Origin of the sequence: Bacillus sp. PPSBB_2 (assembly GCF_045291115.1) — a bacterium.
Lineage (GTDB): Bacteria > Bacillota > Bacilli > Bacillales > Bacillaceae_G > Bacillus_A > Bacillus_A cereus.
On the sequence record NZ_CP147983.1, the window covers coordinates 5,537,998 to 5,561,352 of the forward strand.

The window sequence follows — 23,355 nt, forward strand, 5'->3', positions numbered from 1 at the left end:
TGTAGGTCCTGTAGGTCCTGTAAATCCTGTAGGTCCTGTAGATCCTGTAGGTCCAGTATCTCCAGTAGGTCCTGTAGATCCTGTAGGTCCTGTAAATCCTGTAGATCCTGTAAATCCTGTAGGTCCTGTAGATCCTGTAGGTCCTGTAGATCCTGTAAATCCTGTAGGTCCTGTAGATCCTGTAGGTCCTGTAGGTCCAGTATCTCCAGTAGGTCCTGTAGATCCTGTAGGTCCTGTAAATCCTGTAGGTCCTGTAAATCCTGTAGGTTCTGAAGAGAATGTAGGACCTATTAAATTAGCATTTAAATTTGAAAAATTATTATTAAACATATGATAATCTCCATTCTAAAAAATATGATGTTTGTTATTGATATTTACAGGAGTAAAATCAGGATATTCGAGTAAAATTAAAATTTGCGATTTTTTAGTTTTAAGGTATTTTCATGTTTTAGCAGTGCAAAAAAGAAACACAGAATTCAATTCCTATGATTTCAAGTTATGAAAATTATAAAAAGAAGATAAAGTTTGTATTAACAAAAATATTGAAGAGAAGATAAGGAAATGGCTGTATATCCTATAACATAAAACTTAATGGAATATTGAAAAAACTAAATAAACAAATTATCGGAAGGAGAAAAATAAGTGGTAAGTGTCAATGGTAAGCGGTTTGGAATGGTTCAGCGATTTATGTTGATCCGTGAAAAGAGTATTAAGAGCCTGTTTATAGTCTCATACATATGTTAAGATGTATGCAAAAACAGGAGATGAGTGTATGTCTTATCCAAGTGATATCAGCCGTAAAAAATTCGAGATTATTCGTGAGGAACTAGAAACGTTTAGTAAACGTACAAGTCCGCGAAAGTATGACCTTTATGATGTGTTCAATGCACTACTCTATGTTCTGAGTACAGGCTGTCAGTGGCGTGCTTTACCAAAAGATTATCCAAAATGGCAAAATGTTTATCGCTACTATGCCAAATGGAGTAAATCCAATGCCGAAGGTAGCAGTCTATTAGAGACATTATTAAAAAAATTGTAACTGCTTAGTCTTTTAATATTGTTGATATTGATAAATTCATAGTTTAGCTTTTGTTAGTTTAGCCCATACTTCTCATAGGAATAGACGAAATGAGAGGTGAGCAGTGGTGACTATGGAACAAATTTGTCAGTCGTATCACATGGGTTTGGAAGCCATACAAAACCTTTTTATGGAGGAACATCTCAAATCAACCGTATACATCCAACAATTAGAAGCGGAAAACAAACAATTAAAGGAAACTGTTGCATCTTTGCAGATGGAAATTCAGAAATTACAAGCAACGTCTCAAAAAAATTCTTCAAATAGCCATAAACCACCTTCTACAGATAGCTGTAAAAAGCCCCTCAAGAAAAGTTTAAGGAAAAAAACAGGACGGAAATCAGGTGGACAAATCGGTCACAAAGGTTATAGGCTGGCACCTGTTGAAAATCCACATCATATTGTGACGCACCCTATTTTCCTATGTTCAAAATGTCAATCTTCTTTAGAACAGGAACAGATTGTCAGTCGAAAAAAACGACAAGTCTTCGACCTACCTTCTACAAAAATAGAGGTGACTCAATATGAATCCGAAGGAAAAGTGTGTTCGAATTGTTTGTCGTTCGAAGAAGGACTGTTTTTACCCCATGTCACCAAATCTGTACAATACAGTTCTCGTATCCAATCTTTAGTTGTTTATCTCATCAATTATCAGATGCTTTCGTATGCCCGTACAGCTGCCTATATTCGTGATCAATTCGGTCATACCATTAGTGAAGGAACACTTGTCCATATGAATCGTGTATTCGGAGAGCGTTTGGACGTATTTGAAGAAAAAGCAAAATCTCATTTGTTACAGTCTCGCATTGTTCATTTTGATGAGACTAGGATTCGTGTAAATCGAGAACGTCAGTGGCTCCATACCATGAGCACAAAAGACATAAACCTTCAAGTTGTACATACAAAACGTGGAAAAGAGGCAATGAATGAAATTGGTGTGTTACCCCGTTTCTCAGGAATTGCTGTTCATGATGGATGGGCCTCTTATTTTGGATATAAACAGTCCCAACATATTTTATGTAATGCTCATCTTTTACGAGATTTACAAGGGATTTTTGAGCAAACCGGTGAAACATGGGCAGAAAATATGAAAAAATTATTATGTGATGCCAAACAACGCAAAGAAGAACAAGAGGGAAAGCTTACATTATGGGATCTTCTAGAAATTGAGCAGGCATACGAAGCCATCCTGCAGGATGGAGTTGCATGTCATCCCCCTCAGGCAGAAAAGAATAAGTCCTAAAAGCGTTCTAAACAATCGCCATCCAAAAATTTATGGGACCGATTTGTCCGAGACAAAGATGCCATTTTAGGTTTTCTCACACATGCGGATATTCCATTTGATAATAACGAAGCGGAGCGAGATATTCGAATGGCAAAAGTAAAACAAAAAGTATCAGGTACGTTTCGTACCGAAGATGGAGCGCGAATATTTTGTTTAACGAGAAGCTTCATCCAAACCGCACAAAAACAAGGTAAACCTGTATTCCACACAATAGAACAACTAATTCGTGAAGGAACGATGGATATTGCCTTTATCAACTAATTGGAGGAGAAATGTATAACAGACATTTCTTCTCTTTATCTTGCCTTTTTAAGTAGGCTAAACAGTTACAAGACTTTTTCAAACTTACCTTATATAAAGTAGATAAAAACGTTTTTAAAATTGAACTCTTACTAAATCCACTTCCTAAACCTGTAATATTATTTATACATGGAATATTTAAAAGCCTACAAGCTAATCCTACGTATAAATTTGGTTTTATCGTATATGTCAATACAACATCTGGTTTTATTTCCTTCAATATTTTAATATAATGCGCGACTAGTTTAAAATCAGTTACTGGGTTTGTACCCCTTCGATCAACATTTGTTTCTACGAATTTACATCCCCATTCAACCATCTTATCTACTTTTTCATCTTTGGGTAAAGATATATATACTTCATAGCCTTGCCCCAACAATTCTTGAATTAGTTCTTTACGAAAATTGTATATTACAAACCCATGGTTACCTAATAATAGTACTTTTTTATTCATAATTTTATGTTCACCTAATTACATACTTATTTTTATAGAAGTTTCAAAATCAACAACGCAATAGTCAAACTTAGGATTTAATTTTTTATCATACGCCTTATTTCCTAATACCTTATTAACAACATTTATCTTTTTTGACATTATCTTTATGACTGGATTAAATGTTTTAATAAAGTGAACTTTCTTGTTCATGTTGATAGCCATAAGATTTATAATATCTTTCGTACTAACATATTCTTTATTTTGCGGGAAAAATATCCCAGCCAACTCTTTATCAATCACAATCTTTAAAAATTCACACAGGTTATCAATGAATATCATACTTCTTTCATTACTTATCTCAGGAAAAATTGGTGATTTTTCTGCTAGCGTTTTTAGCCTAGGAAAATTTCCCCTACAGTTTGGTCCATATACCATTGGTGTTCGCACCATAACCGTTTTAAAATTATTACTATTCATTTTTTGAATAGCTAAATCCGCTTCGAGCTTACTTCTCCCATAAAAATCAACAGGACTTGGCTCAGTTTCTGCAGTAATAATTTTAGATTCACCTAATTTTCCATCTGCACCGTAGATAATCATGCTACTCATGAAAATAAATTGCTTAACATTTTCTTTTTTGGCTTTTTCTGCGATATTAATTGCTAAGTCCCTATTAATTTTATAATACATTTCTTCCATTTTAGGATCAGCTGAAACATGTGCAATTCCAGCTACGTGCAAAACAACATCATATTTAGAAAAGTCCTTTTGTTTCCACCCATCATTTCTAACAGATATTTTTTCAACATCATATTGATTTGACCAATTATTAACCCATTTTTCAAAATTTGTTCCTATGTAACTTTCTTTTCCAGTTATTAAAATTCTTTTCTTATTCATTTATGAACTTGCCTCGTTTCTCTTTTCAGAGTTTCGTTCATTACTATTATTTTTCCCTTCCTTAACACCTTCAGATTTCAAGACACTCTTTATAGTCATAAAAAATACTTTCAAATCAAATAATGGTGATAATTTTTCTACGTATTCACCATCTAATTTTGCCTTTACATCAATAGGAAGTTCATCTCTTCCATTTATTTGTGCCCATCCTGTCAATCCTGGTATAACATCGTTTGCACCGTATTTATCACGTTCTTTAATTAAATCATATTGATTCCAGAGTGCAGGTCGAGGCCCAATTATACTCATTTCACCTTTAATAATATTTATTATTTGTGGAAGTTCATCTAAGCTTGTTTTTCGTAAAAACTTTCCGACTTTTGTTATATACATTTCAGGATCTTCCAAAAGATGAGTTGGCATATCTTTTGGGGTATCAATCCTCATCGTTCTAAACTTTAAAATATAAAATTCTTTTTTCCCTTTACCGATTCGTCGCTGTTTAAATAATACAGGACCTTTTGAATCCAGCTTTATACAAATTATTAATAATAAGAATAAAGGTGATGATACTACTAAACCTACAATTGCAAAAATACAATCTACTATTTGTTTCAAACCCTTTTTATATATCACTTTTATTACCACCTCAATTTTCCTAACATATGAATAAGTGTTCCAAAAACCAAATAACTGTTAATTTAAAACCTTAGTATTAGCAATCTCTAATAATCTTTCTCTTATATCCTCTTTACTCATTTCTTCAAAATCATTCATAAACTGCCTTAAAATTTCTTGCTCCATTAAGACAGCCTTCCCAATATGAATCTTAGGGAATATTTGTTCAGGATGAATTTCTCCTTCGTTTAGCAGCTCTTCATACATTTTTTCTCCTGGTCTTAGCCCAGTAAATTCGATTCCAATTTCTTCAATTGAATATCCTGAAAGAGTAATAAGATTTCTTGCCAGATCAACAATTTTCACTGGATCTCCCATATCAAGAACAAAAAGCTCTCCACCTTTAGCTAGCGTTCCAGCCTGAATAACTAATCGTGAAGCTTCTGGTATTGTCATAAAGTAACGAATCATATCAGGATGAGTAACTGTTACAGGTCCACCTTTTTGAATTTGCTTCTTAAATAGTGGGATTACACTTCCCCTACTTCCAAGAACATTACCAAATCGAACGGCAACGAACCTTGTATTAGTACTTACAGCTGCCAAATGCTGTACAAGCATTTCTGCAAATCGCTTTGTAGCCCCCATTACATTCGTAGGATTTACAGCTTTATCTGTAGAAACCATTACAAATGTATTTACTTTAAATGTATCCGCTGCTTCTGCAACATTTTTTGTACCAAAAATATTATTTTTCACAGCCTCTTCAGGATTACGTTCCATTAAAGGTACATGTTTATGTGCAGCCGCATGATAAACAATATACGGGCGATGCTTATCGATTATTTCAAAAATCTTATTTCGATCTTGTACATCTGCAATTTCTGTCATAATTTCAACTGTATCTTTATATGTAACTCTCATTTCCATTTCGATATTATAAATGCTGTTTTCACCATGTCCTAGAAGAACAATTTTACCCGGTTTGTACTTCATTACTTGACGGCAAATTTCGGATCCAATTGATCCACCCGCACCTGTTACTAAAATTGTTTTACCTGTAATCTTCTCTCCGATACCGGCATCATCTAATTGAATTGGTTCTCTACCCAATAAATCCTCTACTTGTACATCACGCACTTCATTGACAGAAACTGTACCATCTAGAAGATCCTCAAGCATCGGCACAATTTGTGTTTTTGCCTTCGTTTTTCTACACTTCTCAAAAATCTCGTTTATTTGTTTACGATTTAAAGAAGGAATAGCGATAATAATATGTTCTATATCATTATCTTCTACAACTTCTTTAATATGATTTGTTGTACCGATAACCGGCACATTATAAATTTCCAATTTTTGTTTATTTCTATCATCATCGACAAACGCAATTGGATATAAATCTGCTTCTTTATTATGTTGTAATTGACGCACTACCATCGTTCCTGCTGAACCCGCACCAATAATTAATGTTCGCTTTTTATCAGTAGCTTTTGTAATATATGTATCACGGAACATACGCCATACGAAGCGAGAACCACCAATTAATAATAAATGTAACATCCATGCGATTGCTAAAATTCGAACATAAATATCATGATTTATAATCTGTTGAACAATTGCTGTTACTAAAATTGATAGCGTAATCGCCTTAAATATTTGTTTTAATTCACCAATACTCGCATATTCCCACGCCTTATTATAAAGCTTATAAATAGCAGCAAAAACATGATGACTACACAATAATGTAATAGAACTAATAACTACTGTCGTAGGGATTTTGTTTAATACATTTGGATGTATAAACCAATAACTTAAATACACGGCAGTTAATACGATAAATGAATCTAATAAAATTAATAATGAGAGCCGTCTTCGATAACTCAATATACCTGTTCCCTTCTTTATATAATTCTTATCTTATTCATAATAAAAAAGGACATTCTATTATGAATGTACCTCTTCCTTTTTTACAAGTTCCTTCATATACTTCATTAACTCTACATTTAATTCTTTATTTTGTAGTGCCATTTCAATCGTTGTCTTAATAAATCCAAACTTTTCTCCAACGTCATAACGCGTACCTTCAAAGTCATAAGCAAATACACGTTGAACTTCATTTAATCGTTGAATGGCATCTGTTAATTGAATTTCACCGCCTGCACCTGTTTGTTGATTTTCAAGGAACATAAAGATTTCTGGCGTTAATACGTAACGTCCCATAATTGCTAAATTTGATGGTGCCGTTCCTTGAGCTGGCTTCTCCACAAATTGACGTACTTGATAACGACGATCGCTTTTTTCAATCGGATCAATAATACCGTAACGATGTGTTTCGTTTTCAGGCACTGTTTGTACACCAATAACTGACGACTGTGTACCTTCATATTGATCCATTAATTGGCGTAAACATGGTGTTTCTGCTTGCACAATATCATCACCAAGTAGTACCGCAAATGGTTCATTTCCAATAAATTTACGTGCACACCATACTGCGTGTCCTAAACCTTTTGGTTCCTTTTGTCTTATGTAATGAATATTAATTTTTGAAGAAGCTTGTACTTTTTCTAGCATCTCATGCTTCCCTTTTTCTAGTAAGCTTTGCTCTAATTCAAAGGAATGATCAAAATGATCTTCAATGGCACGTTTACCTTTTCCAGTAACAATAATAATATCTTCAATTCCTGATTCTATCGCTTCTTCTACTATGTATTGAATTGTTGGTTTATCAACAATTGGTAACATTTCTTTAGGCATTGCCTTTGTTGCTGGTAAAAACCTTGTCCCCAGTCCCGCAGCTGGAATAATTGCTTTTCTTACTTTTTTCAAATCTAGTACCCCAAACATATTATTATATCCATATGTAACAATAACAAAAACCCTACTTATAGAGTCGTCTTTACAACTCCATAAGTAGAGTTTCTAACATAAATAAATTATGGGCACCTAACCCATCCTCACGTCATACTCCCGACGACAAGCGTCTAAGGTAGGTTCGAAATAAAAATTTCTACCCACAGCACGACCGAGTGCCCCCGTTGATAACGGTTAGGAGACATCACCAACACTCTTCAATTAAAAGATACCAAATAATTTTTTACGACGAATTTGTTCTGGATCTTCTTTATAAATTGTTTTCCCGCTAATTACTAAGTACGGATTTTCTTTCAAATCACTCATAACATTCATTCCAAATTCTTTCTCAATTAGTTCATAGCTTTCTGCTAAATGAAATCCTCTCGATGTTGTGTTATGCGCATCTGATGCGATCATATGTGTTAAATTATGTTCCACAAGCTGTAATGAGAATTTTTTAATCTTTTTACCAAATTTCCCAAGCAAACTACCTGCTGTCACTTGTGTTAATGCACCTTTATTTACAATGTTATATAACTTATCTGGCCGCTCGATTAACTCGGCATTACGTTCCGGATGAACAATAATTGGAATCATTCCTTTTACACGTAATTCGTATAATAATTGTTCGGCATAACGTGGTACGTGATTCGATGGAAATTCAATGAATATGTATTTATTTGTTTCATTTAAAGTAACGATTTTACCAGCTTCATAGTCTTCTAATAAATCACCATATAATCTGACTTCTTGCCCAGGTAAAATGGTAAGTGGAATATTATGTTGTTGTAGTTCATCATTTAGTTGTTTTACGTGATGAATAATTGAGGTACGTTCATTTACATATTTTCCATTTTGATGATGTGGTGTAGCCACAATGGTATGTATTCCTTCTGAAACGGCTTGTTGCGCCATCACTAAACTATCTGTTACTGTCTGCGCACCATCGTCGATACCAGGTAAAATGTGACAATGTAAATCTATCATTTGTTTCATCCTCCCTCTCTCCTATAAAGATCTTTTTTCCCTTGAATATGAGATATCGCTCATATTCAAGGGAAAAAAGGAGATATGTTTCTACCATATCTCACTCTTTTAATTAGTTTGCACCGTAATAATAATATAAGCCTTCTTCACGTTCACGATCGTTCAGAACAACACCTAACAATTTACCTTTAGCCGATTCCAACAATCCTTTTGCTTTTACCGCTGTTTCTTTCTCTGTCGATTCACTACGAACAACAAGAATAGAAGCATCACATACATTTGCCATAATTTGCGCATCTGTTACAGCTAAAATAGGCGGCATATCAAAAATAACTAAGTCGTACATGCTGTATGCTTGTCCAAGAAGTTCTTTCATTGATTTTGAACCTAACAATTCGGCCGGGTTTGGCGGGATTGGGCCACAAGCTAAAAATTGTAGATTGTCTACAGATGTCGTTTGTACACATTTTTCTAAATGTTCACTATGTGTTAATACGTTCGTGAGTCCAAAAATATTATCTACTTGGAACATTTGATGCATTGCTGGTTTACGCATATCTGCATCAATTAATAACACTTTTTTTCCTTGTTGAGCAAAAACAACTGCCATATTCGCTGTCGTTGTCGTTTTCCCTTCACTTGGGTTTGCAGACGTAACCATTAATGAATGTAAATTCGTATCAATAGCTGCAAATTCAATATTCGTTCGAATATTACGATATTGTTCTGAAATTGGTGATTTCGGTTGTTGATGAGCAATTAATTGACGACGTTGACGATGATTTTTTTTCTTTTTAAATAAATTAAGAACCAATTGTTTGTCCCCTCACTTTTCTTGATGATGGAGCGTGTGATTTCACGTTCATTGTTTCTTCATCCATACGAGCTACAATACCTAACACTGGTAAGCCAAGTAGGTTTTCTACATCTTCTTCTTTTTTCACTGTGTTATCTAAGTACTCTAGTAAGAATGCAAGACCAACTGAAGCCATTAAACCAACAACGAAAGCGATTGCCACATTTAACATTGGACGTGGTTTAATTGGAGATAGATTTTCTGCAACTTCTGCTTTAGATAGCACTGTTACGTTATCAACGTTCATAATTTTTGCAACTTCACCTTTAAATACATCTGCAGTTGCATTCGCAATATCGCGAGCTAGTTTTGGATCTTTATCCTCAGCTGTTACAGAGATTACTTGTGAATCCTTTTCATTTGCAACATTAATCTTTCCTGTTAGCGCTTGAGATGTCATATTTAAATTTAATTTTTCATTCACTTGTTCTAAGATTACTGGACTTTTAATAATAACCTTATATGTATTCGTTAATTGAATATTCGTTTGAATTTCACCGGCTTGAATCATTGCCCCTTCTTGCTTCTTCTGATTAACAAGAATTTGCGTCGAAGATTGATAGATTGGTGTCATGAAGAAAAAGCTAATGATAGCACTTACAATAGCTGCACCAAAGGCGATTACGAGGATCATTGCTAAACGTTTTTTTAAGATATGAAATAACTCTTTTAGACTAATTGTTTCTTCCATAGGTTCCTCCAACTTTCTAAAATTTACACATAGGAAAAATTATAACATATAAATATTACATTTTTTATTTTTAATAATTCAGTTCTATATTTGTTCACAAGAAACAAGTTTAATCTTACAAAATAATCTTAAATATGACAACACATTCCAATGATTTCCCAAAAATTTTATCATATCATGCTTTTTACACTGTATAACTTGATAAATAATTTTCAGAAATCAAAAAAAGCCAACAAAATTTTTGTTGGCTTTTTCATATTTTAGTAATAACCATACTGCTCTTTTTCTTCTCTTTTATCGTTTAAAACGACACCGAGTATTTTGCCTGATGCTTTATCTAATATTTGTTTCGCTTTTACGATTTTATCTTTTTCCGTCTTTTCACTTCGTACAACGAGTACGATTCCATCACATTTGTTCGCTAGTATTTGTGCATCCGTAACCGCAAGCACAGGTGGTGTGTCGATTAATATAATATCAAACATATTATACGCTTCTAGCAACGCCTCGTCCATTGCCCGGCTCCCTAATAGTTCTGCTGGGTTTGGGGGGATTGGACCTGCTGCCATTAAGTATACGTTCTCTATATCTGTTTTTTGAATGCATTGCATAAGTTTCGCTTGTCCTGATAATAAGTTCGTTAACCCATTTGAACTATGAATGGCAAATAAGTTTTGTATCGTCGGCTTACGCAAGTCAGCTCCAATTAATAAAACTTTCTTTCCTTGTTGCCCGAAAACAACTGCTAAGTTTGAGATTGTTGTTGTTTTCCCATCACCTGGATCGGCTGAAGTAACAATAATAGAACGAACATGATTATCTACAGATGTAAACTCAATGTTCGTACGAATGTTACGGTATTGTTCTGTAATACGCGATTTAGGCTCTTTATGTGTAATTAATTGTCGTAATGGTTTTCTTCTCTTTCTCCCGAACATATTCATAATCTCCTTTTGTGAAATGTGACATTTCCCTTTTCTCTCTTTTATGCTCGATTTCATACGTCTAATTAATATTTTTGCTGATTTCCCCATATCTCATCATAATCAATAACATTCTACTTTGTCTTACTTAAGTACCTTAACAATATGACAATGCCTTTATTTCTTTATTACCTTTATCACTTATCCTGTTTTTTAGATAAATAATAAAGTAAGTATATGGTAATTACCATCTATTTACAAGATATTTTCTGATTAGTTTGTATATTATCGTTTTATCGTTATATAGCATAAATTTAAAAAATCCCCTTGTCTTTTTCACAAGGAGATTTTTTAGTACTATCTATTCTTTTTTATCACCAATTGCAAATGTAATTTCTGCCTCACATGCAACTTCACCATCTACTGTTGCGATTGCTTTTCCTTTTCCAATTGGGCCGCGTACGCGTGTCATTTCTACTTCTAGACGAAGCTGATCACCTGGGCGTACTTGTTTTTTGAAACGGCAATTGTCGATACCTGCAAAGAAAGCAAGTCTTCCGCGGTTTTCTTCTTTCTTTAATACTGCAACTGCTCCGACTTGTGCTAATGCTTCTACAATAAGTACACCAGGCATAACTGCATAGTCAGGGAAGTGTCCGTTAAAGAATTCTTCGTTTGCGGATACATTTTTAATCCCAACCGCTCTTTTGCCTTCATCTACTTCTAATATTTTATCAACAAGTAAAAATGGATAGCGGTGAGGAATGATTTCTTTAATTTGTTCTATATTTAGCATGTAACAATCGCCCCTTTTGTAATATTGGTCTTACCACTTGGACATATTGCTATTATCCCATTTTGTTTATTGTTTGTCATTACAAAGTAACATTTTATATTTAGCACAACTTCCTAAAAAAAAATGCACACACTCTATTCCATTAAAATAGTTGCACATTTTTGCAACTGACACGGAGGTGGAAAAGAGTGTATGCCCAAATTAGGGAAAGGCAATATGTATTGAAACATTATTTGCCTTAATGTCGTATTCGACTCATTATATTATAAACGTTTTCAATTAAGGAAATATTAAATTTAACCATATATATGAATATTTTACCTGTTTCCTTCACATTTCTCTATTTTCCTTCCATTTTCGCAAAAAATCAAAATAAAAAAATACAAAAACGAAAAAAAGAACTAAGGCGTCAGCCTTAGTTCTTTCAAATTATCTCAAAGCACGCTTTGGTAATCTGTCGATATTCTCTAACATAATGCCTGTACCAACCGCAACGCAGTGCATTGGATTTTCAGCAATTAATACTGGTACTTTTAGTTCTTCTGCTAGAAGCATGTCGATACCGTGTAGTAAAGCTCCACCGCCTGTTAGAATAACACCGCGGTCGATGATATCTGCAGATAGTTCTGGTGGTGTGCGCTCTAATACGCCTTTTGCAGCTTGTACAATAACAGCTGCATTTTCTTTTAATGCTTCTGTAATTTCTTCTGAGCATACTGTAATTGTACGTGGTAAGCCTGTTACCATGTCACGTCCGCGAATTTCAAGCTCTTCGCTACGTGCACCTGGGAATACTGTACCAACTTTAATTTTAATATCTTCTGAAGTACGTTCTCCGATTAATAGCTTATACTTACGTTTAATATAGTTTAAGATCTCCATATCAAACTTATCGCCAGCCATTTTGATAGAGGAAGAGGTAACAATATCACCCATAGATAGTACAGCGATATCTGTTGTACCTCCACCAATATCAACAACCATGTTACCGCTTGGTTGGAAGATTTCCATACCAGCACCAACTGCGGCTACTTTTGGTTCTTCTTCTAAAAATACTGTTTTACCACCTGAACGTTCAGCAGCTTCACGAATTGCTTTTTGTTCTACTGATGTAATATTTGTTGGACAACAAATTAAAATACGAGGTTTTGAAAAGAAGCTCTTTACGTCCAATTTGTTAATGAAATACTTTAACATTGCTTCTGTAATTTCGAAGTCTGCGATTACACCATCTTTAAGCGGACGAATTGCTACAATATTACCAGGCGTACGTCCCACCATGCTTCTCGCTTCTTCACCTACTGCTAATACTTTACCACTATTACGATCGATTGCCACAACAGATGGCTCATTTAATACAATACCCTTACCTTTAACATGAATTAATACGTTAGCCGTACCTAGGTCAATTCCGATATCTCGCGCAAACATTCCCGTTTTTTCCTCCTCGATATTCAAAATCAGGTTACACCCGAATTCTTTTCACCTAATTTCTGATTTTATCATAAATTTAACAGAAACGTAATATTCGCAAAAAGAATTCTTCTGAAAAATATTACCGAATGTGAACGGAATGTTTGCTACTGTAACATTATTGACGTACAGGCTTCTCTACATCTTCTTTTCTATACTTTTGCTTTGTTGCTTCTCCACCTCTTAAATGACGAATAGACTTATGATAATCAAGAATTTCTTTCACTTCATTTGCGAGCTCTGGATTAATTTCTGGTAGACGTTCTGTTAAATCTTTATGGACTGTACTCTTTGATACCCCAAATTCCTTTGCAATGACACGCACTGTCTTTCTTGTCTCCACGATATACTTACCAATCTTGATAGTTCTCTCTTTGATGTAATCGTGCACACCACTCGCCTCCCTAATTTGGATGTGAGAAGGGTGAAATGAGCCTCGCTGCATACGACTAAGAAGTAAGTGTGAGTGCTGTTTGTAAGCGTTAAACATTCTTGGATTTATAATGAAATGATTCACGATTTCTCACCTCAAACACTCTCTTTGCTTTGGTTTATACCATTGTATTGCCCGCACTACTGATATATGCTACATGTTCACTATTTTTGCGGACTAAGTTAAGAAAAATTACGTTTTTTTGTGAGAAATACGTTAACGGTGACTATTTTGACGAAAAAAAAATGACACCTTATATATAAGGCGTCATTCTTCTCTTTCAAACTCTTCTTCTAATAATTGATGGTGGGGAACCTCTTTCTTACCGGCAATATAATAATATAAGGTGAATAAAACAAACAATAAAATAATAGCAGTCGACAGAACAAATAAAAATGACACAGTATCCCCTCCCTTTTGTAATATATATTCGAGAATCTCGTCATTTTTCCTTGTTTTTGCAACTTTTTTCTCGAAATTGAGTATTTTTATATAAAAATAAAAAAATCAGCTCCCCTAGTGAGAACTGATTTTTTCACTTTCTTATTCTTGTGAAGAAGAATCGTTAGATGATTCTGTAGAACCATTTGTTGATTTTTCTTCTTTCTTCGGTTCTTCTTTTTTGTCACTAGTTGAACCGCTTGTTGATTTCTCTTCTTTTTGAGACTTGTCTTCTGTTTTACTTTCAGGTTTCGTGCTCGTTGACTTCTCTTCTTTTTGAGATTTGTCATCAGCTTTTTTACCAGAAGCATTCGTAGCCTTTGCAGCACCTGCATCAGCTTTAATTTCTGTTACTGATTTATTTAAGTAACGTTCAGGGTTCACAGCCACATTGTCTTTACGTACTTCAAAGTGAACGTGAGAGCCTGCCTCTTTATTCATTGCACTTAGACCGGATGTTCCTAATACTTCACCTTGTGCAACTCTTGCACCTTTTTCTACTTTCACACTGCCTAAGCTTTGATAAGATACCGCTACACCATTTCCACTATCAACTGTTACAACATAACCAAGAAGTGAATCTTTTTCAGCTTTCGTTACTGTACCACTTAAAGCAGCAGCAACATTGAATTCTTTTCCATTCTTCGCAGCAATGTCAATTCCTTTGTTTGGGGAATATGTGTTGTTATAAAAGACAAGTGCTTTTTCTTGTTCCGCCTCAGTTGCTGCATCTTCATAGAATTTCTTCTGTACGACTACTTCCGCATTCGCGGCAGCTGGCATTTTCACTACTTCTGAAGATTTCGTTACTGGCACTGCTGGATCTTCCGATTGTGTATACGGTGTTGCTTGATCCTGGTTTGGAGTCTTCTTCGGATTAGCTCCTTGGAACCATAGCGCAACCATTAAGATTACCGCTGCACAAGCAATGTATAGTGCCGGAAACACCCATCTTTTTTGAAATAAATGTACTACCTTTTGCGACTTTTTATTATTTCTTCCTCGCATTCCATCATCACCTCAGCAATCATTTTGAACAATATTCACGTATCCTATACAACGTATAACTAATTACTTTTCGACAAAATCTGTAAAAATATGTATAAGAACTGTAAAATTTCCGAGGAAATGATAGAAAAAAGAAAAAACTGAGCACTTTTAGCTCAGTTTTTAGTCTAATTGTTTCTTTTTGTACACAATAATACAAAGAATGATAAGGCATATAGTCCAAATTGTATTGTTTAAAATATGTTCTTGAATCGCAATAAATCCTTCTCCCTTTATAACTTTTTGCAATGCTTCCATAACATGATTTGTCGGAAGAAGCTTAACTACTTTTATAATAAACTCATTCTTAACCATTTCTTGTAGCATCGGCCCCATTATGAATATTATAAAAATCGGAAGCCCCAATATAGATGTTTGTGCTATATTTTGGGATAGTAAGCCAACTATAGTACCTAAAACGACACATAACAATGTTCCTATTAAAATAATAATAACTAGCATACTAATATTTCCTTTAAAAGTATCTAAAATCACTAAACTAATAAAACTAGATGCTAGTACAAAAAATACAGTTAATACACTTTTACCTAAAATAACTTCTATTGGACTTGCTGGAGACAACATCAATACTCGTAACGTGTGTTTTTCCTTCTCCTCTGCAATAATAATTGCTTGCACATAACTTCCCACCATGGTAATCGTCATTACAATAATAAAACCTGCAAAGAACTCTTTTATAGAATCCATATTACTATAAAATACAGCAAGTAGAATAGGTAATAGCGCCATTAATATAACTTGTGAGTTTTTACCTGCATCACTTATTTCTTTTCTTACAATAGCCGAAAACCGTTTCATTGAAAATGTCATTATAATCCCCTCCCAGTAACTTCAATAAAGATATCGCCTAGCGTTGGTTCGTATGAATGAATAGATAACAGTTCGCCCTTTTTCATCCATTCTGAAATACGATTTGCGCCTAATTCATCTTTTTGCACTACTTCTTTTCGTTTACCTTTTAATACGACCTCTATTTGATCCTTAGCGTATTGTAAGCGCAGGTTCTCTGGCGTATCGAGTGCTACAATTTCTCCGCCACAAAGGAAGGCAATGCGGTCACAAAGCGTTTCTGCTTCATCCATGTTGTGCGTCGTTAAGAAAATCGTCGTTCCTTCTTCATTTAAGTCTTTTAAGATTTTATGAATGTTTTGTACGTTTACTGGATCAAGTGCAGATGTTGGTTCATCTAAGAAGAGGATATCTGGTTTATGAAGGATTGCTCTTGCTAATGTGACGCGTTGCTTCATTCCCTTTGATAGTTTCTTTACTGGTGTTTTTTTATCATCTAATAAATTTACTTGTGCTAGTACTTCATCGATTCGTTCTTTTTTGCAATCGTATAAGTCACAAAATAATAATAAGTTATCATAAATGCTAAGTCTTTCATATAAACCGCTGTTATCTGTTAAAATACCAATTCGTTTGTAATCGATGCTACTTGGTCCTGTAATATCTTTCCCTAATACTCTTACCGTTCCAACACTATGAAGCAATTGAGAAGTTAAAATTTTTACTGTTGTCGTCTTACCAGATCCACTCGGTCCGAGGAATCCAAAAATCTCTCCTTGCTTCACCTCAATATTTACATTTCCAAGTGCCGTTTTTCCGTCGAAACTTTTCATTACATCTTTCATTTCAATTGCCAATGTCATTTCTTCATCTCCTTTGTTTTTCTTCTTTATAGATGAAAGTCGCTTTAGCGCTTTTCGTTCGTTTGTTTCGCTTTTCTTGACTCAATCATATGAAAAACAAAGGGATTACGCAGTAAAATACCGGTAAAAGGAGTATTTTTACCGGTGAATGAATCGCATGTTGAGCTTATTGGAGCACTTTTTATAGCCCAATCACACCTTTTAATTCATCCATGCGTCCTTTTGAAAGTGGAATTGAACTTTTTCTTTCGTCATCCAAAATTAAACTGAAACTGTTACGAGTCCATGTAATCACTTCTCGTACTCTTTGTAAATTTACAAGGTACGAGCGATGACATCTAAAGAAACCAAAACCTGTTAATCTCGCTTCTAGTTCACTTAATGTTAATGCACATACGAAATCGCCTTCACGAACGTGAATATGCGTTACTCCGTTTTGCGTTTCAATGAAATGGATTTCCATCGGATCAAGTAAAATGATTTTATCGTTCACTTTCGCAGGTATTCTTTCTAACTTCATTTGCGGAATCATTTGAATGACTTTTTCTTCACCGACTTCTTCCACTTCCTCTTGCTCAATTTCTATCTTTTTCACACCATCGTTGTTTAATATGTATACATCTTCCGTTAACGAAAGGGCATCCGATAGAAAAGATGACGTAATAAAAACCGCCTTTCCTTGCTCTTTCATTTTCATAATCGCTTTTCGAATAATAATCGTACTCTCTATATCTACATTTTGCTCTGGCTCTTCCAAAATGACTAAATCCGGATTATGAATCATCATTCGTCCAATATGAAGACGGCGTTTCTCTGAAAATGACAATTTTTCTATTTTAACGTTTAGTTTATCTAGGAGACCAACAGACTGCACAACTTCTTCTATACTTATCTTTGATTCATAAAGCCCTATTAAAAACTTAAAGTATTCTTTCACCTTCAAACGACCATATGCCTCATCTTTCAAAAAACAAAAACCGATGCGGGAATAATTTTTCTTTCCAATTGCTTCTCCTTCAAACAGTACATTGCCAGTCGAAGCTTCTTCTTCACCAATAATGATGCGGTGTAACACTTTAGCTGTATGATTATTGCATTGCAAAACAATACATTGTCCTTTTTCAACCTTTAGCTCAATTTCTGGTAACTGGTTCGTCTTCTCTAACTGTTTCAACTCCAGTAGCGCCATTTCGTCTCCTCCAAATATTTTTTATCCTATTATATCAAACAATTAATGGAAAATTATTCTATTCCAAACAAAAAAATAGGCGCCAGAGTTCTGACACCTATTTCTTCACCATCAATTTTCCTTCATAATCATTCATCGTCTTTATTTCAACGCCTTTATAGTAATGAGCGACGATATCTGTATATTTCTTTCCTTCTGCTGCCATGCCGTTCGCCCCGTATTGACTCATACCAACGCCGTGACCGAAGCCTTTCGTCGTAACGATGATTTTATCCCCTTGTTGTTTCCATGTGAAATCAGAAGAACGTAAATCTAACTTTTCACGAACTTCTTTTCCTGTTAATGTTTTTCCTTGAAAAGCTACATCCTTTACGCGCTTTCCTTCCGTAAGGTCTTTAATATTGCCAACCTTTCCGTCTGCTAGCACTTTCACACCGAGACGTTTTTGAAAATCAGCTACTGTAAATATTTGCTCGCTCGTAAACTTTGGAGAGGCTTGATCCCACGGACTATCTACACTTTTCAAGTACGGATAATCATTTCCCCAATAGTCAGCTGCATTTTCTGTTCGGCCATTACTCGTTGAAAAGAAGGATGCTGAAATTGGTTTTCCATCATACGTTAAAACTTGTCCTGCTGTTTTCGAAACGGCTTCTTCGATTTTCTTCAAATTATTTTCGTAGTTATTACCCCATTGCTTCTTCAATTCATCTTTGCTTTTGTACACTTGATCTTTCACCGTATCTGTCACGTCCGCATTATTTTTCTTTCCTCCGCTTAGCATCCGTTGTACTACAAATGTTCTCGCTGCTAATGCCTGCGCCTTTAGTGCCTCTATTTCAAAACTGGCATTCATCTCAGAAGCTACTACACCTGTCACATACTCCTCCACTGGTAATGTTTCTACCTTCTTCTGTTTTTCGCGATATACAGCAACTTGAACAGCTGTATCTACTTTTCCTGGAGCTGGTATGCTTTCTATCGCTGGAGGAGTTTTAGAGGCCGTTTCTTCCCCTACTTTTGCTTTCGCAAATGGAATAACAAGGGCTGCAGGTACAATGATAACGAGCGCTATTAAGAGCGCTACTGTAATAAAAAGTGGCTTTGAAAATTTCATCCTATTTCCCCCAATATAAAAGCTTTACTCCATTCATTCTTATGGAACAACTCTTTCTTTTAGAACATACTTAAGGGGAAGAGTATAAAACAGAAATTTTCTAAATATTTTTACTGGTACGTGCATAAGTATAGAATTTATTGACTATAACAGTAATAACCCAAAAAAATAGCCCCTATGTCAAAAGACATAGAGACTATTTCAATTAAGCGTGAAGATCAGAAACTTCTTGTTCTTTCACTTCTTCTACTTTTTCGTTTACACGTTCAATAGTTGCACCTAATGCAGCTAATTTCTTATGGAAGTTTACATAGCCACGGTCAAGATGTTTTAACTCAGTTACACGAGTATAACCTTCTGATACTAAACCAGCTAAGATTAATGCAGCTGCAGCACGTAAGTCAGTTGCTGCTACTTCAGCACCTTGTAAGCTGTTTGGACCGTTCATAATAACAGAACGACCTTCAATTTTAATATCAGCATTCATACGACGGAATTCTTCAACGTGCATAAAGCGGTTTTCGAATACCGTTTCTGTAATCATGCTTGTTCCATCAGCTTGTAGTAATAATGCCATCATTTGTGATTGCATGTCTGTTGGGAAACCTGGGTGAGGCATAGTTTTAATATCAACCGCTTTTAACTTATCTGGGCCGATAACACGTACACCTTCGTTTTCCTCAATAATTTTAACACCCATTTCTTCCATTTTCGCTGTAATTGAGCGTAAATGTTCAGGTACAGCATTTTCAATTAAGATGTCTCCACCAGTAATTGCTGCTGCAACCATGAATGTTCCCGCTTCAATACGGTCAGGAATAATAGAGTGGTTTGCACCATATAATTTATCAACGCCTTCGATACGAATCGTTCCAGTTCCAGCTCCGCGTACTTTCGCTCCCATCGCATTTAAGAAGTTAGCTAAGTCAACGATTTCTGGTTCTTTCGCTGCGTTTTCAAGAATTGTTGTCCCTTTTGCTAATGTAGCTGCAGACATAATGTTTTCTGTCGCGCCTACGCTTGGGAAGTCTAAGTAGATTTTAGCTCCTTTTAGTTCTCCCTCAACATATGCCTCAACAAAACCGTTACCAACCTGTACTTTTGCTCCCATTGCTTCGAAGCCTTTTAAATGTTGGTCAATTGGACGTGAACCAATTGCACATCCACCAGGAAGTGCAATACGAGCACGACCGTTACGTGCTAATAATGGTCCCATTACTTGAACAGATGCACGCATTTTACGTACATATTCAAATGGTGCTTCAATGTTTAGTTCTTTAGAAGAATCGATTGTTACTTGATTATTTTCAAATACGACTTCAGCATTTAAATGACGTAATACCTCATTAATTGTGTATACATCAGACAAAACTGGTACTTCAGATAGTACATTCTTTCCATCACTCGCTAATAGGGCTGCAGCGATTATAGGTAATACAGCATTTTTTGCGCCCTCAACACGCACTGTGCCGTTTAACCGCTTTCCGCCACGGACGATGATCTTTTCCAAATTATTCCCCTCCGTGTCCTTTTTTCAGTATCTATTCACTCAATACTCAGAAGTTATGATCGGTGTGCCAACCACAATTGTATCTTTGTTGTCTGTAGAACGTATTGCTATTTGCACATTTATTTTCTCTCTATTTGTTGAAAGAGCGTCATCCCACTTTTTATTGTATGCGGAGACTGACACAAATGCTCTTTCTTCTACTTGTTCGATCGCTCTTGCTGAAAGATCTTTCAAAACCTGATTGGTTTTATTTTGCAAAACACCTTCAATCTTATCATTCAGTACACCTTGAACACAAGTGTAAATTATAGGTTTTTCACTAAAAATTTTATTCATGTTTTGAACATACTTCGGGTCCCATTTCGCCCCACTTACTTCAAAGATAATGAAAGTGTTTTCTTTAGTATTTTCTTTACTCCAAGTTACTACTACTCGTTCTTCATAAGAAGAAAGCTTTTTATAGGATGTAGCTTTATATCCATCTGGAGATTGCTCTACTTCCCACTTTTGAATATTTGCCTTTTCCTTCACATCGTTTAACAACTTTTGAAACGTATGTATGTTAGAAATTGTTTTTGTTTCTCTCGCTAACCATGACCATTTTTCTACTTTAGCATCATTTTTCTCTAAAGCCTTGATCATGCTCTCCATTTTCTGTTCATCGCTTATCGGTTTCATCTCTCTATATCCAACCAAAAATAAAACAACACTAAGTGCAACAATAAGAATGGCTTTAAGCTTCAATTTCATCCCCTCCTATCCCCATTGTTAACGGAGATTTGAGGTTCTATACACTTACTTTACTAAATACGTTAAACTCTTCGAATAGCCTAAATAATCAAGGAAAAAGTTACTTACAGATGTCCCAATTGCAATTGTAATTAAGATGAGTAATACTCGCGTCTGCAGCACTTTTCCGGACTTCATTAAACGCTCAATGTGAATGCCTTGTAAGGCCCACCACGTAATGGTAATAAACAATAAATGCGAAACAATGGCAATCAGTGCTTGTTGCCCTAAAAGTTGTGCCAAAAAATCGACCCCTTTTTACTCAGCTACTACTTATGAAAGAATATAAAAACGATACCATAATAAGTAGGAGCTACACTTTTTCAAATGCACATAGACATCTTACATTTTACATCGTGATTTTCTTTCCAAAAACGTATATCTACATTACAAGTTAACACAAAATAAAAAGCGCAGAGTACTGACTCCACACCTTTTATTTTCACTATTGTACCACGTTCCCTAAGAAGAAGAAATCTTTCATTAATGGAAAATATTCATAAAAGAAATTGTACCCAATTATCGGCATAATCCCTAGTATTACAATCGAAATTGCACAAAGACTCATAACAACCTTTATATTTAACGGTAACCGTATTCTCTCTTCTGTCTCTCCGGTGCGGAAAAACATTTGTTGTAAAATACGGAAATAATATACGAATGAAACAACTGTCGTACCCATCATAATCGAAGCTAGTACGTAATGTGCTGGCTCTACATGAAGTGCGCCTAAAAAGATGTTAATCTTTCCAATGAATCCAGCCGTTCCTGGTATCCCAGCCAGCGATAAAATAAAAATTGTCATCATTATCGCTGTAAATGGCGACCTTTTATATAAACCTGTGAAAATTGTTATATTTTCCTCATCATTTTGTAAGATTAAGCCGTGGATAATGGCAAATGCGCCTATATTCATAAGCATGTATGCCAGCATATAAAACCACATGCTATCCATCGTAAATGGTGATAATGCCACAAGTGGAACGAGTAAATATCCTGCATGAGCAATGCCCGAATAAGCAAATAAACGCTTTATATTGTATTGTTTTAATGCGACTACATTCCCAACAATCATCGTAATACTTGCTAGCACTGCAATATATATACTCATATGCCCATATAAAGATTGCATATCTCCTTGTATTAATACACTTGCAAAGATCATAAGGAACAAACGAATAATGAGTAGGAACCCAGCAATTTTAGAAATCGTTCCAAGAAAAGCAGTAACAGGTGTAGTCGCTCCTTCATACACATCAGGTGCCCACATATGAAACGGCACTGTGGCAATTTTAAATGAGAGACCAACTAGCAATAAAAGAAATGCGAGAGCTAACAATAACTGAATACCACTAGCGAGCTCCCCAGTGAGTACCTTTTGCATATCTACAATGTTAGTTGAACCTGTAATACCGTATAAATAACTCATTCCGAAGAGCGTAATCGCCGTTCCAATTCCTCCGCTAATGACATATTTCATTGCCGCTTCATTTGATGCACGGCTCTTTTTTCGTATTCCTACTAAAATATAAGAAGAAAGTGAAAGTAACTCCAAACCAACGAAAAGGGTAATAAAATCAACACTAGAAGCCATGAACATCGCACCAAGAAGCGCCATTAAAAATAAGTAATAATATTCGCCCTTATCTTCGATTGGATTCTTCTTATCATCGCTCATCGCGGTGCATAAAATGAGAGCTGAGGCGCCTAATAGCAACGTTTTAAACCCTTTTGAAAATCCATCTAACACAAACGATCCATTTAAAATATCTCCTGCCGGTTCGCTATATAGAGTAATTAATGACACGATTGCTAATACGATGGCAGCAATCGCACCAAGAGCTACATATCTATGGTTCAGCTTAAAAAACAAATCACATATGGAAAGAAGGATGGCGGCGCCGAGAATAATAAATTCTGGCACCATTAGATGCCACGATAAGCTAAGTAACGTATTCAT

The 23,355-nt window shown here is 35.2% G+C and carries 23 protein-coding genes and 2 pseudogenes; 3 read left to right on the top strand and 22 right to left on the bottom strand.

From position 1 onward, the window contains the following. The 3 genes and pseudogenes from V6946_RS28205 to tnpC all read left to right on the top strand — a co-directional run. Positions 1–334, top strand: a 334-nt coding sequence (locus V6946_RS28205; RefSeq protein WP_406622177.1) for a hypothetical protein, incomplete at its 5' end; no start/stop codon positions are given. Between the two features lie 438 nt (positions 335–772). Further along, positions 773–1,033 (top strand): annotated as a pseudogene (locus V6946_RS28210) (transposase); the annotation flags it as partial. A 175-nt stretch (positions 1,034–1,208) separates the two neighbouring features. Continuing rightward, positions 1,209–2,624 (top strand): annotated as a pseudogene (gene tnpC, locus V6946_RS28215) (IS66 family transposase). Here tnpC and V6946_RS28220 read toward each other — a convergent pair. The 22 genes from V6946_RS28220 to nuoN form a co-directional block, all read right to left on the bottom strand. Further along, entirely contained in the window at positions 2,617–3,117 is a 501-nt protein-coding gene (locus tag V6946_RS28220) for a glycosyltransferase (protein ID WP_406622178.1), read from the bottom strand. The pseudogene tnpC and the gene V6946_RS28220 overlap by 8 nt on opposite strands. Before the next feature lie 18 nt (positions 3,118–3,135). Continuing rightward, positions 3,136–3,999 (bottom strand): NAD-dependent epimerase/dehydratase family protein, encoded by an 864-nt coding sequence (locus V6946_RS28225; protein WP_006925787.1) that lies wholly within the window; start codon positions 3,997–3,999, stop codon positions 3,136–3,138. Then, complete coding sequence (locus V6946_RS28230; RefSeq protein ID WP_006925786.1) at positions 4,000–4,635, bottom strand: sugar transferase; 636 nt, start codon at positions 4,633–4,635, stop codon at positions 4,000–4,002. Positions 4,636–4,695: 60 nt separating this feature from the next. After that, positions 4,696–6,501, bottom strand: a complete 1,806-nt coding sequence (locus tag V6946_RS28235) for a nucleoside-diphosphate sugar epimerase/dehydratase (protein WP_006925785.1) — start codon at positions 6,499–6,501, stop codon at positions 4,696–4,698. Between the two features lie 60 nt (positions 6,502–6,561). Beyond that, complete coding sequence (gene bpsC / locus V6946_RS28240) at positions 6,562–7,443, bottom strand: UTP--glucose-1-phosphate uridylyltransferase BpsC (protein ID WP_006925784.1); 882 nt, start codon at positions 7,441–7,443, stop codon at positions 6,562–6,564. A 246-nt stretch (positions 7,444–7,689) separates the two neighbouring features. Continuing rightward, positions 7,690–8,457 carry a tyrosine-protein phosphatase gene (locus V6946_RS28245; protein WP_033692723.1) on the bottom strand — a complete coding sequence of 256 codons (768 nt, stop codon included), beginning with the start codon at positions 8,455–8,457 and terminating at the stop codon, positions 7,690–7,692. Between the two features lie 112 nt (positions 8,458–8,569). After that, positions 8,570–9,271: a CpsD/CapB family tyrosine-protein kinase gene (locus V6946_RS28250; RefSeq protein WP_006925782.1), complete on the bottom strand. Its 702-nt coding sequence runs from the start codon at positions 9,269–9,271 to the stop codon at positions 8,570–8,572. Beyond that, positions 9,261–10,004 (bottom strand): YveK family protein, encoded by a 744-nt coding sequence (locus tag V6946_RS28255; RefSeq protein WP_000393142.1) that lies wholly within the window; start codon positions 10,002–10,004, stop codon positions 9,261–9,263. The genes V6946_RS28250 and V6946_RS28255 overlap by 11 nt, the downstream gene beginning before the upstream one ends. A 260-nt stretch (positions 10,005–10,264) precedes the next feature. Next, positions 10,265–10,942 carry a CpsD/CapB family tyrosine-protein kinase gene (locus V6946_RS28260; RefSeq protein ID WP_033692782.1) on the bottom strand — a complete coding sequence of 226 codons (678 nt, stop codon included), beginning with the start codon at positions 10,940–10,942 and terminating at the stop codon, positions 10,265–10,267. A gap of 346 nt (positions 10,943–11,288) precedes the next feature. Next, positions 11,289–11,723 (bottom strand): 3-hydroxyacyl-ACP dehydratase FabZ, encoded by a 435-nt coding sequence (fabZ, locus tag V6946_RS28265; RefSeq protein ID WP_000931959.1) that lies wholly within the window; start codon positions 11,721–11,723, stop codon positions 11,289–11,291. 429 nt (positions 11,724–12,152) lie between these two features. Further along, positions 12,153–13,154, bottom strand: coding sequence for a rod shape-determining protein (locus tag V6946_RS28270; protein ID WP_000457978.1), 1,002 nt, complete (start codon positions 13,152–13,154; stop codon positions 12,153–12,155). A gap of 160 nt (positions 13,155–13,314) precedes the next feature. Continuing rightward, positions 13,315–13,587: a sporulation transcriptional regulator SpoIIID gene (gene spoIIID, locus V6946_RS28275; protein WP_000544012.1), complete on the bottom strand. Its 273-nt coding sequence runs from the start codon at positions 13,585–13,587 to the stop codon at positions 13,315–13,317. Positions 13,588–13,896: 309 nt separating this feature from the next. Then, positions 13,897–14,031 (bottom strand): hypothetical protein, encoded by a 135-nt coding sequence (locus V6946_RS28280; RefSeq protein WP_000008901.1) that lies wholly within the window; start codon positions 14,029–14,031, stop codon positions 13,897–13,899. Positions 14,032–14,172: 141 nt separating this feature from the next. Next, positions 14,173–15,078: a M23 family metallopeptidase gene (locus V6946_RS28285; protein ID WP_001214933.1), complete on the bottom strand. Its 906-nt coding sequence runs from the start codon at positions 15,076–15,078 to the stop codon at positions 14,173–14,175. 162 nt (positions 15,079–15,240) lie between these two features. Continuing rightward, entirely contained in the window at positions 15,241–15,948 is a 708-nt protein-coding gene (locus V6946_RS28290) for an ABC transporter permease (RefSeq protein WP_006926555.1), read from the bottom strand. Beyond that, positions 15,948–16,790 carry an ABC transporter ATP-binding protein gene (locus tag V6946_RS28295; RefSeq protein WP_006926554.1) on the bottom strand — a complete coding sequence of 281 codons (843 nt, stop codon included), beginning with the start codon at positions 16,788–16,790 and terminating at the stop codon, positions 15,948–15,950. Before V6946_RS28295 ends, V6946_RS28290 begins: the two co-directional genes overlap by 1 nt. Before the next feature lie 181 nt (positions 16,791–16,971). Further along, on the bottom strand, positions 16,972–17,979 hold the full coding sequence (locus V6946_RS28300; RefSeq protein ID WP_366981597.1) for a LytTR family transcriptional regulator DNA-binding domain-containing protein: 1,008 nt from the start codon (positions 17,977–17,979) through the stop codon (positions 16,972–16,974). Positions 17,980–18,076: 97 nt separating this feature from the next. Next, positions 18,077–19,096, bottom strand: coding sequence for a stage II sporulation protein D (gene spoIID, locus V6946_RS28305; protein WP_006926552.1), 1,020 nt, complete (start codon positions 19,094–19,096; stop codon positions 18,077–18,079). 205 nt (positions 19,097–19,301) lie between these two features. After that, entirely contained in the window at positions 19,302–20,606 is a 1,305-nt protein-coding gene (gene murA, locus V6946_RS28310) for a UDP-N-acetylglucosamine 1-carboxyvinyltransferase (RefSeq protein ID WP_000411274.1), read from the bottom strand. Between the two features lie 39 nt (positions 20,607–20,645). After that, positions 20,646–21,350, bottom strand: a complete 705-nt coding sequence (locus V6946_RS28315) for a YwmB family TATA-box binding protein (protein WP_000767916.1) — start codon at positions 21,348–21,350, stop codon at positions 20,646–20,648. Positions 21,351–21,401: 51 nt separating this feature from the next. Beyond that, positions 21,402–21,638 (bottom strand): DUF1146 family protein, encoded by a 237-nt coding sequence (locus V6946_RS28320; RefSeq protein ID WP_000057889.1) that lies wholly within the window; start codon positions 21,636–21,638, stop codon positions 21,402–21,404. Positions 21,639–21,840: 202 nt separating this feature from the next. Then, entirely contained in the window at positions 21,841–23,355 is a 1,515-nt protein-coding gene (gene nuoN, locus V6946_RS28325; RefSeq protein WP_366981604.1) for an NADH-quinone oxidoreductase subunit NuoN, read from the bottom strand.

Bases quoted from the DNA above. Each gene is read 5' to 3' on its own strand.
- V6946_RS28220 (WP_406622178.1), bottom strand. From the start codon at position 3,117: ATGAATAAAAAAGTACTATTATTAGGTAACCATGGGTTTGTAATATAC.
- V6946_RS28225 (WP_006925787.1), bottom strand. From the start codon at position 3,999: ATGAATAAGAAAAGAATTTTAATAACTGGAAAAGAAAGTTACATAGGA.
- V6946_RS28245 (WP_033692723.1), bottom strand. From the start codon at position 8,457: ATGATAGATTTACATTGTCACATTTTACCTGGTATCGACGATGGTGCG.
- V6946_RS28255 (WP_000393142.1), bottom strand. From the start codon at position 10,004: ATGGAAGAAACAATTAGTCTAAAAGAGTTATTTCATATCTTAAAAAAA.
- V6946_RS28260 (WP_033692782.1), bottom strand. From the start codon at position 10,942: ATGTTCGGGAGAAAGAGAAGAAAACCATTACGACAATTAATTACACAT.
- fabZ (WP_000931959.1), bottom strand. From the start codon at position 11,723: ATGCTAAATATAGAACAAATTAAAGAAATCATTCCTCACCGCTATCCA.
- V6946_RS28270 (WP_000457978.1), bottom strand. From the start codon at position 13,154: ATGTTTGCGCGAGATATCGGAATTGACCTAGGTACGGCTAACGTATTA.
- V6946_RS28285 (WP_001214933.1), bottom strand. From the start codon at position 15,078: ATGCGAGGAAGAAATAATAAAAAGTCGCAAAAGGTAGTACATTTATTT.
- V6946_RS28290 (WP_006926555.1), bottom strand. From the start codon at position 15,948: ATGACATTTTCAATGAAACGGTTTTCGGCTATTGTAAGAAAAGAAATA.
- V6946_RS28295 (WP_006926554.1), bottom strand. From the start codon at position 16,790: ATGACATTGGCAATTGAAATGAAAGATGTAATGAAAAGTTTCGACGGA.
- V6946_RS28300 (WP_366981597.1), bottom strand. From the start codon at position 17,979: ATGGCGCTACTGGAGTTGAAACAGTTAGAGAAGACGAACCAGTTACCA.
- spoIID (WP_006926552.1), bottom strand. From the start codon at position 19,096: ATGAAATTTTCAAAGCCACTTTTTATTACAGTAGCGCTCTTAATAGCG.
- nuoN (WP_366981604.1), bottom strand. From the start codon at position 23,355: ATGAATACGTTACTTAGCTTATCGTGGCATCTAATGGTGCCAGAATTT.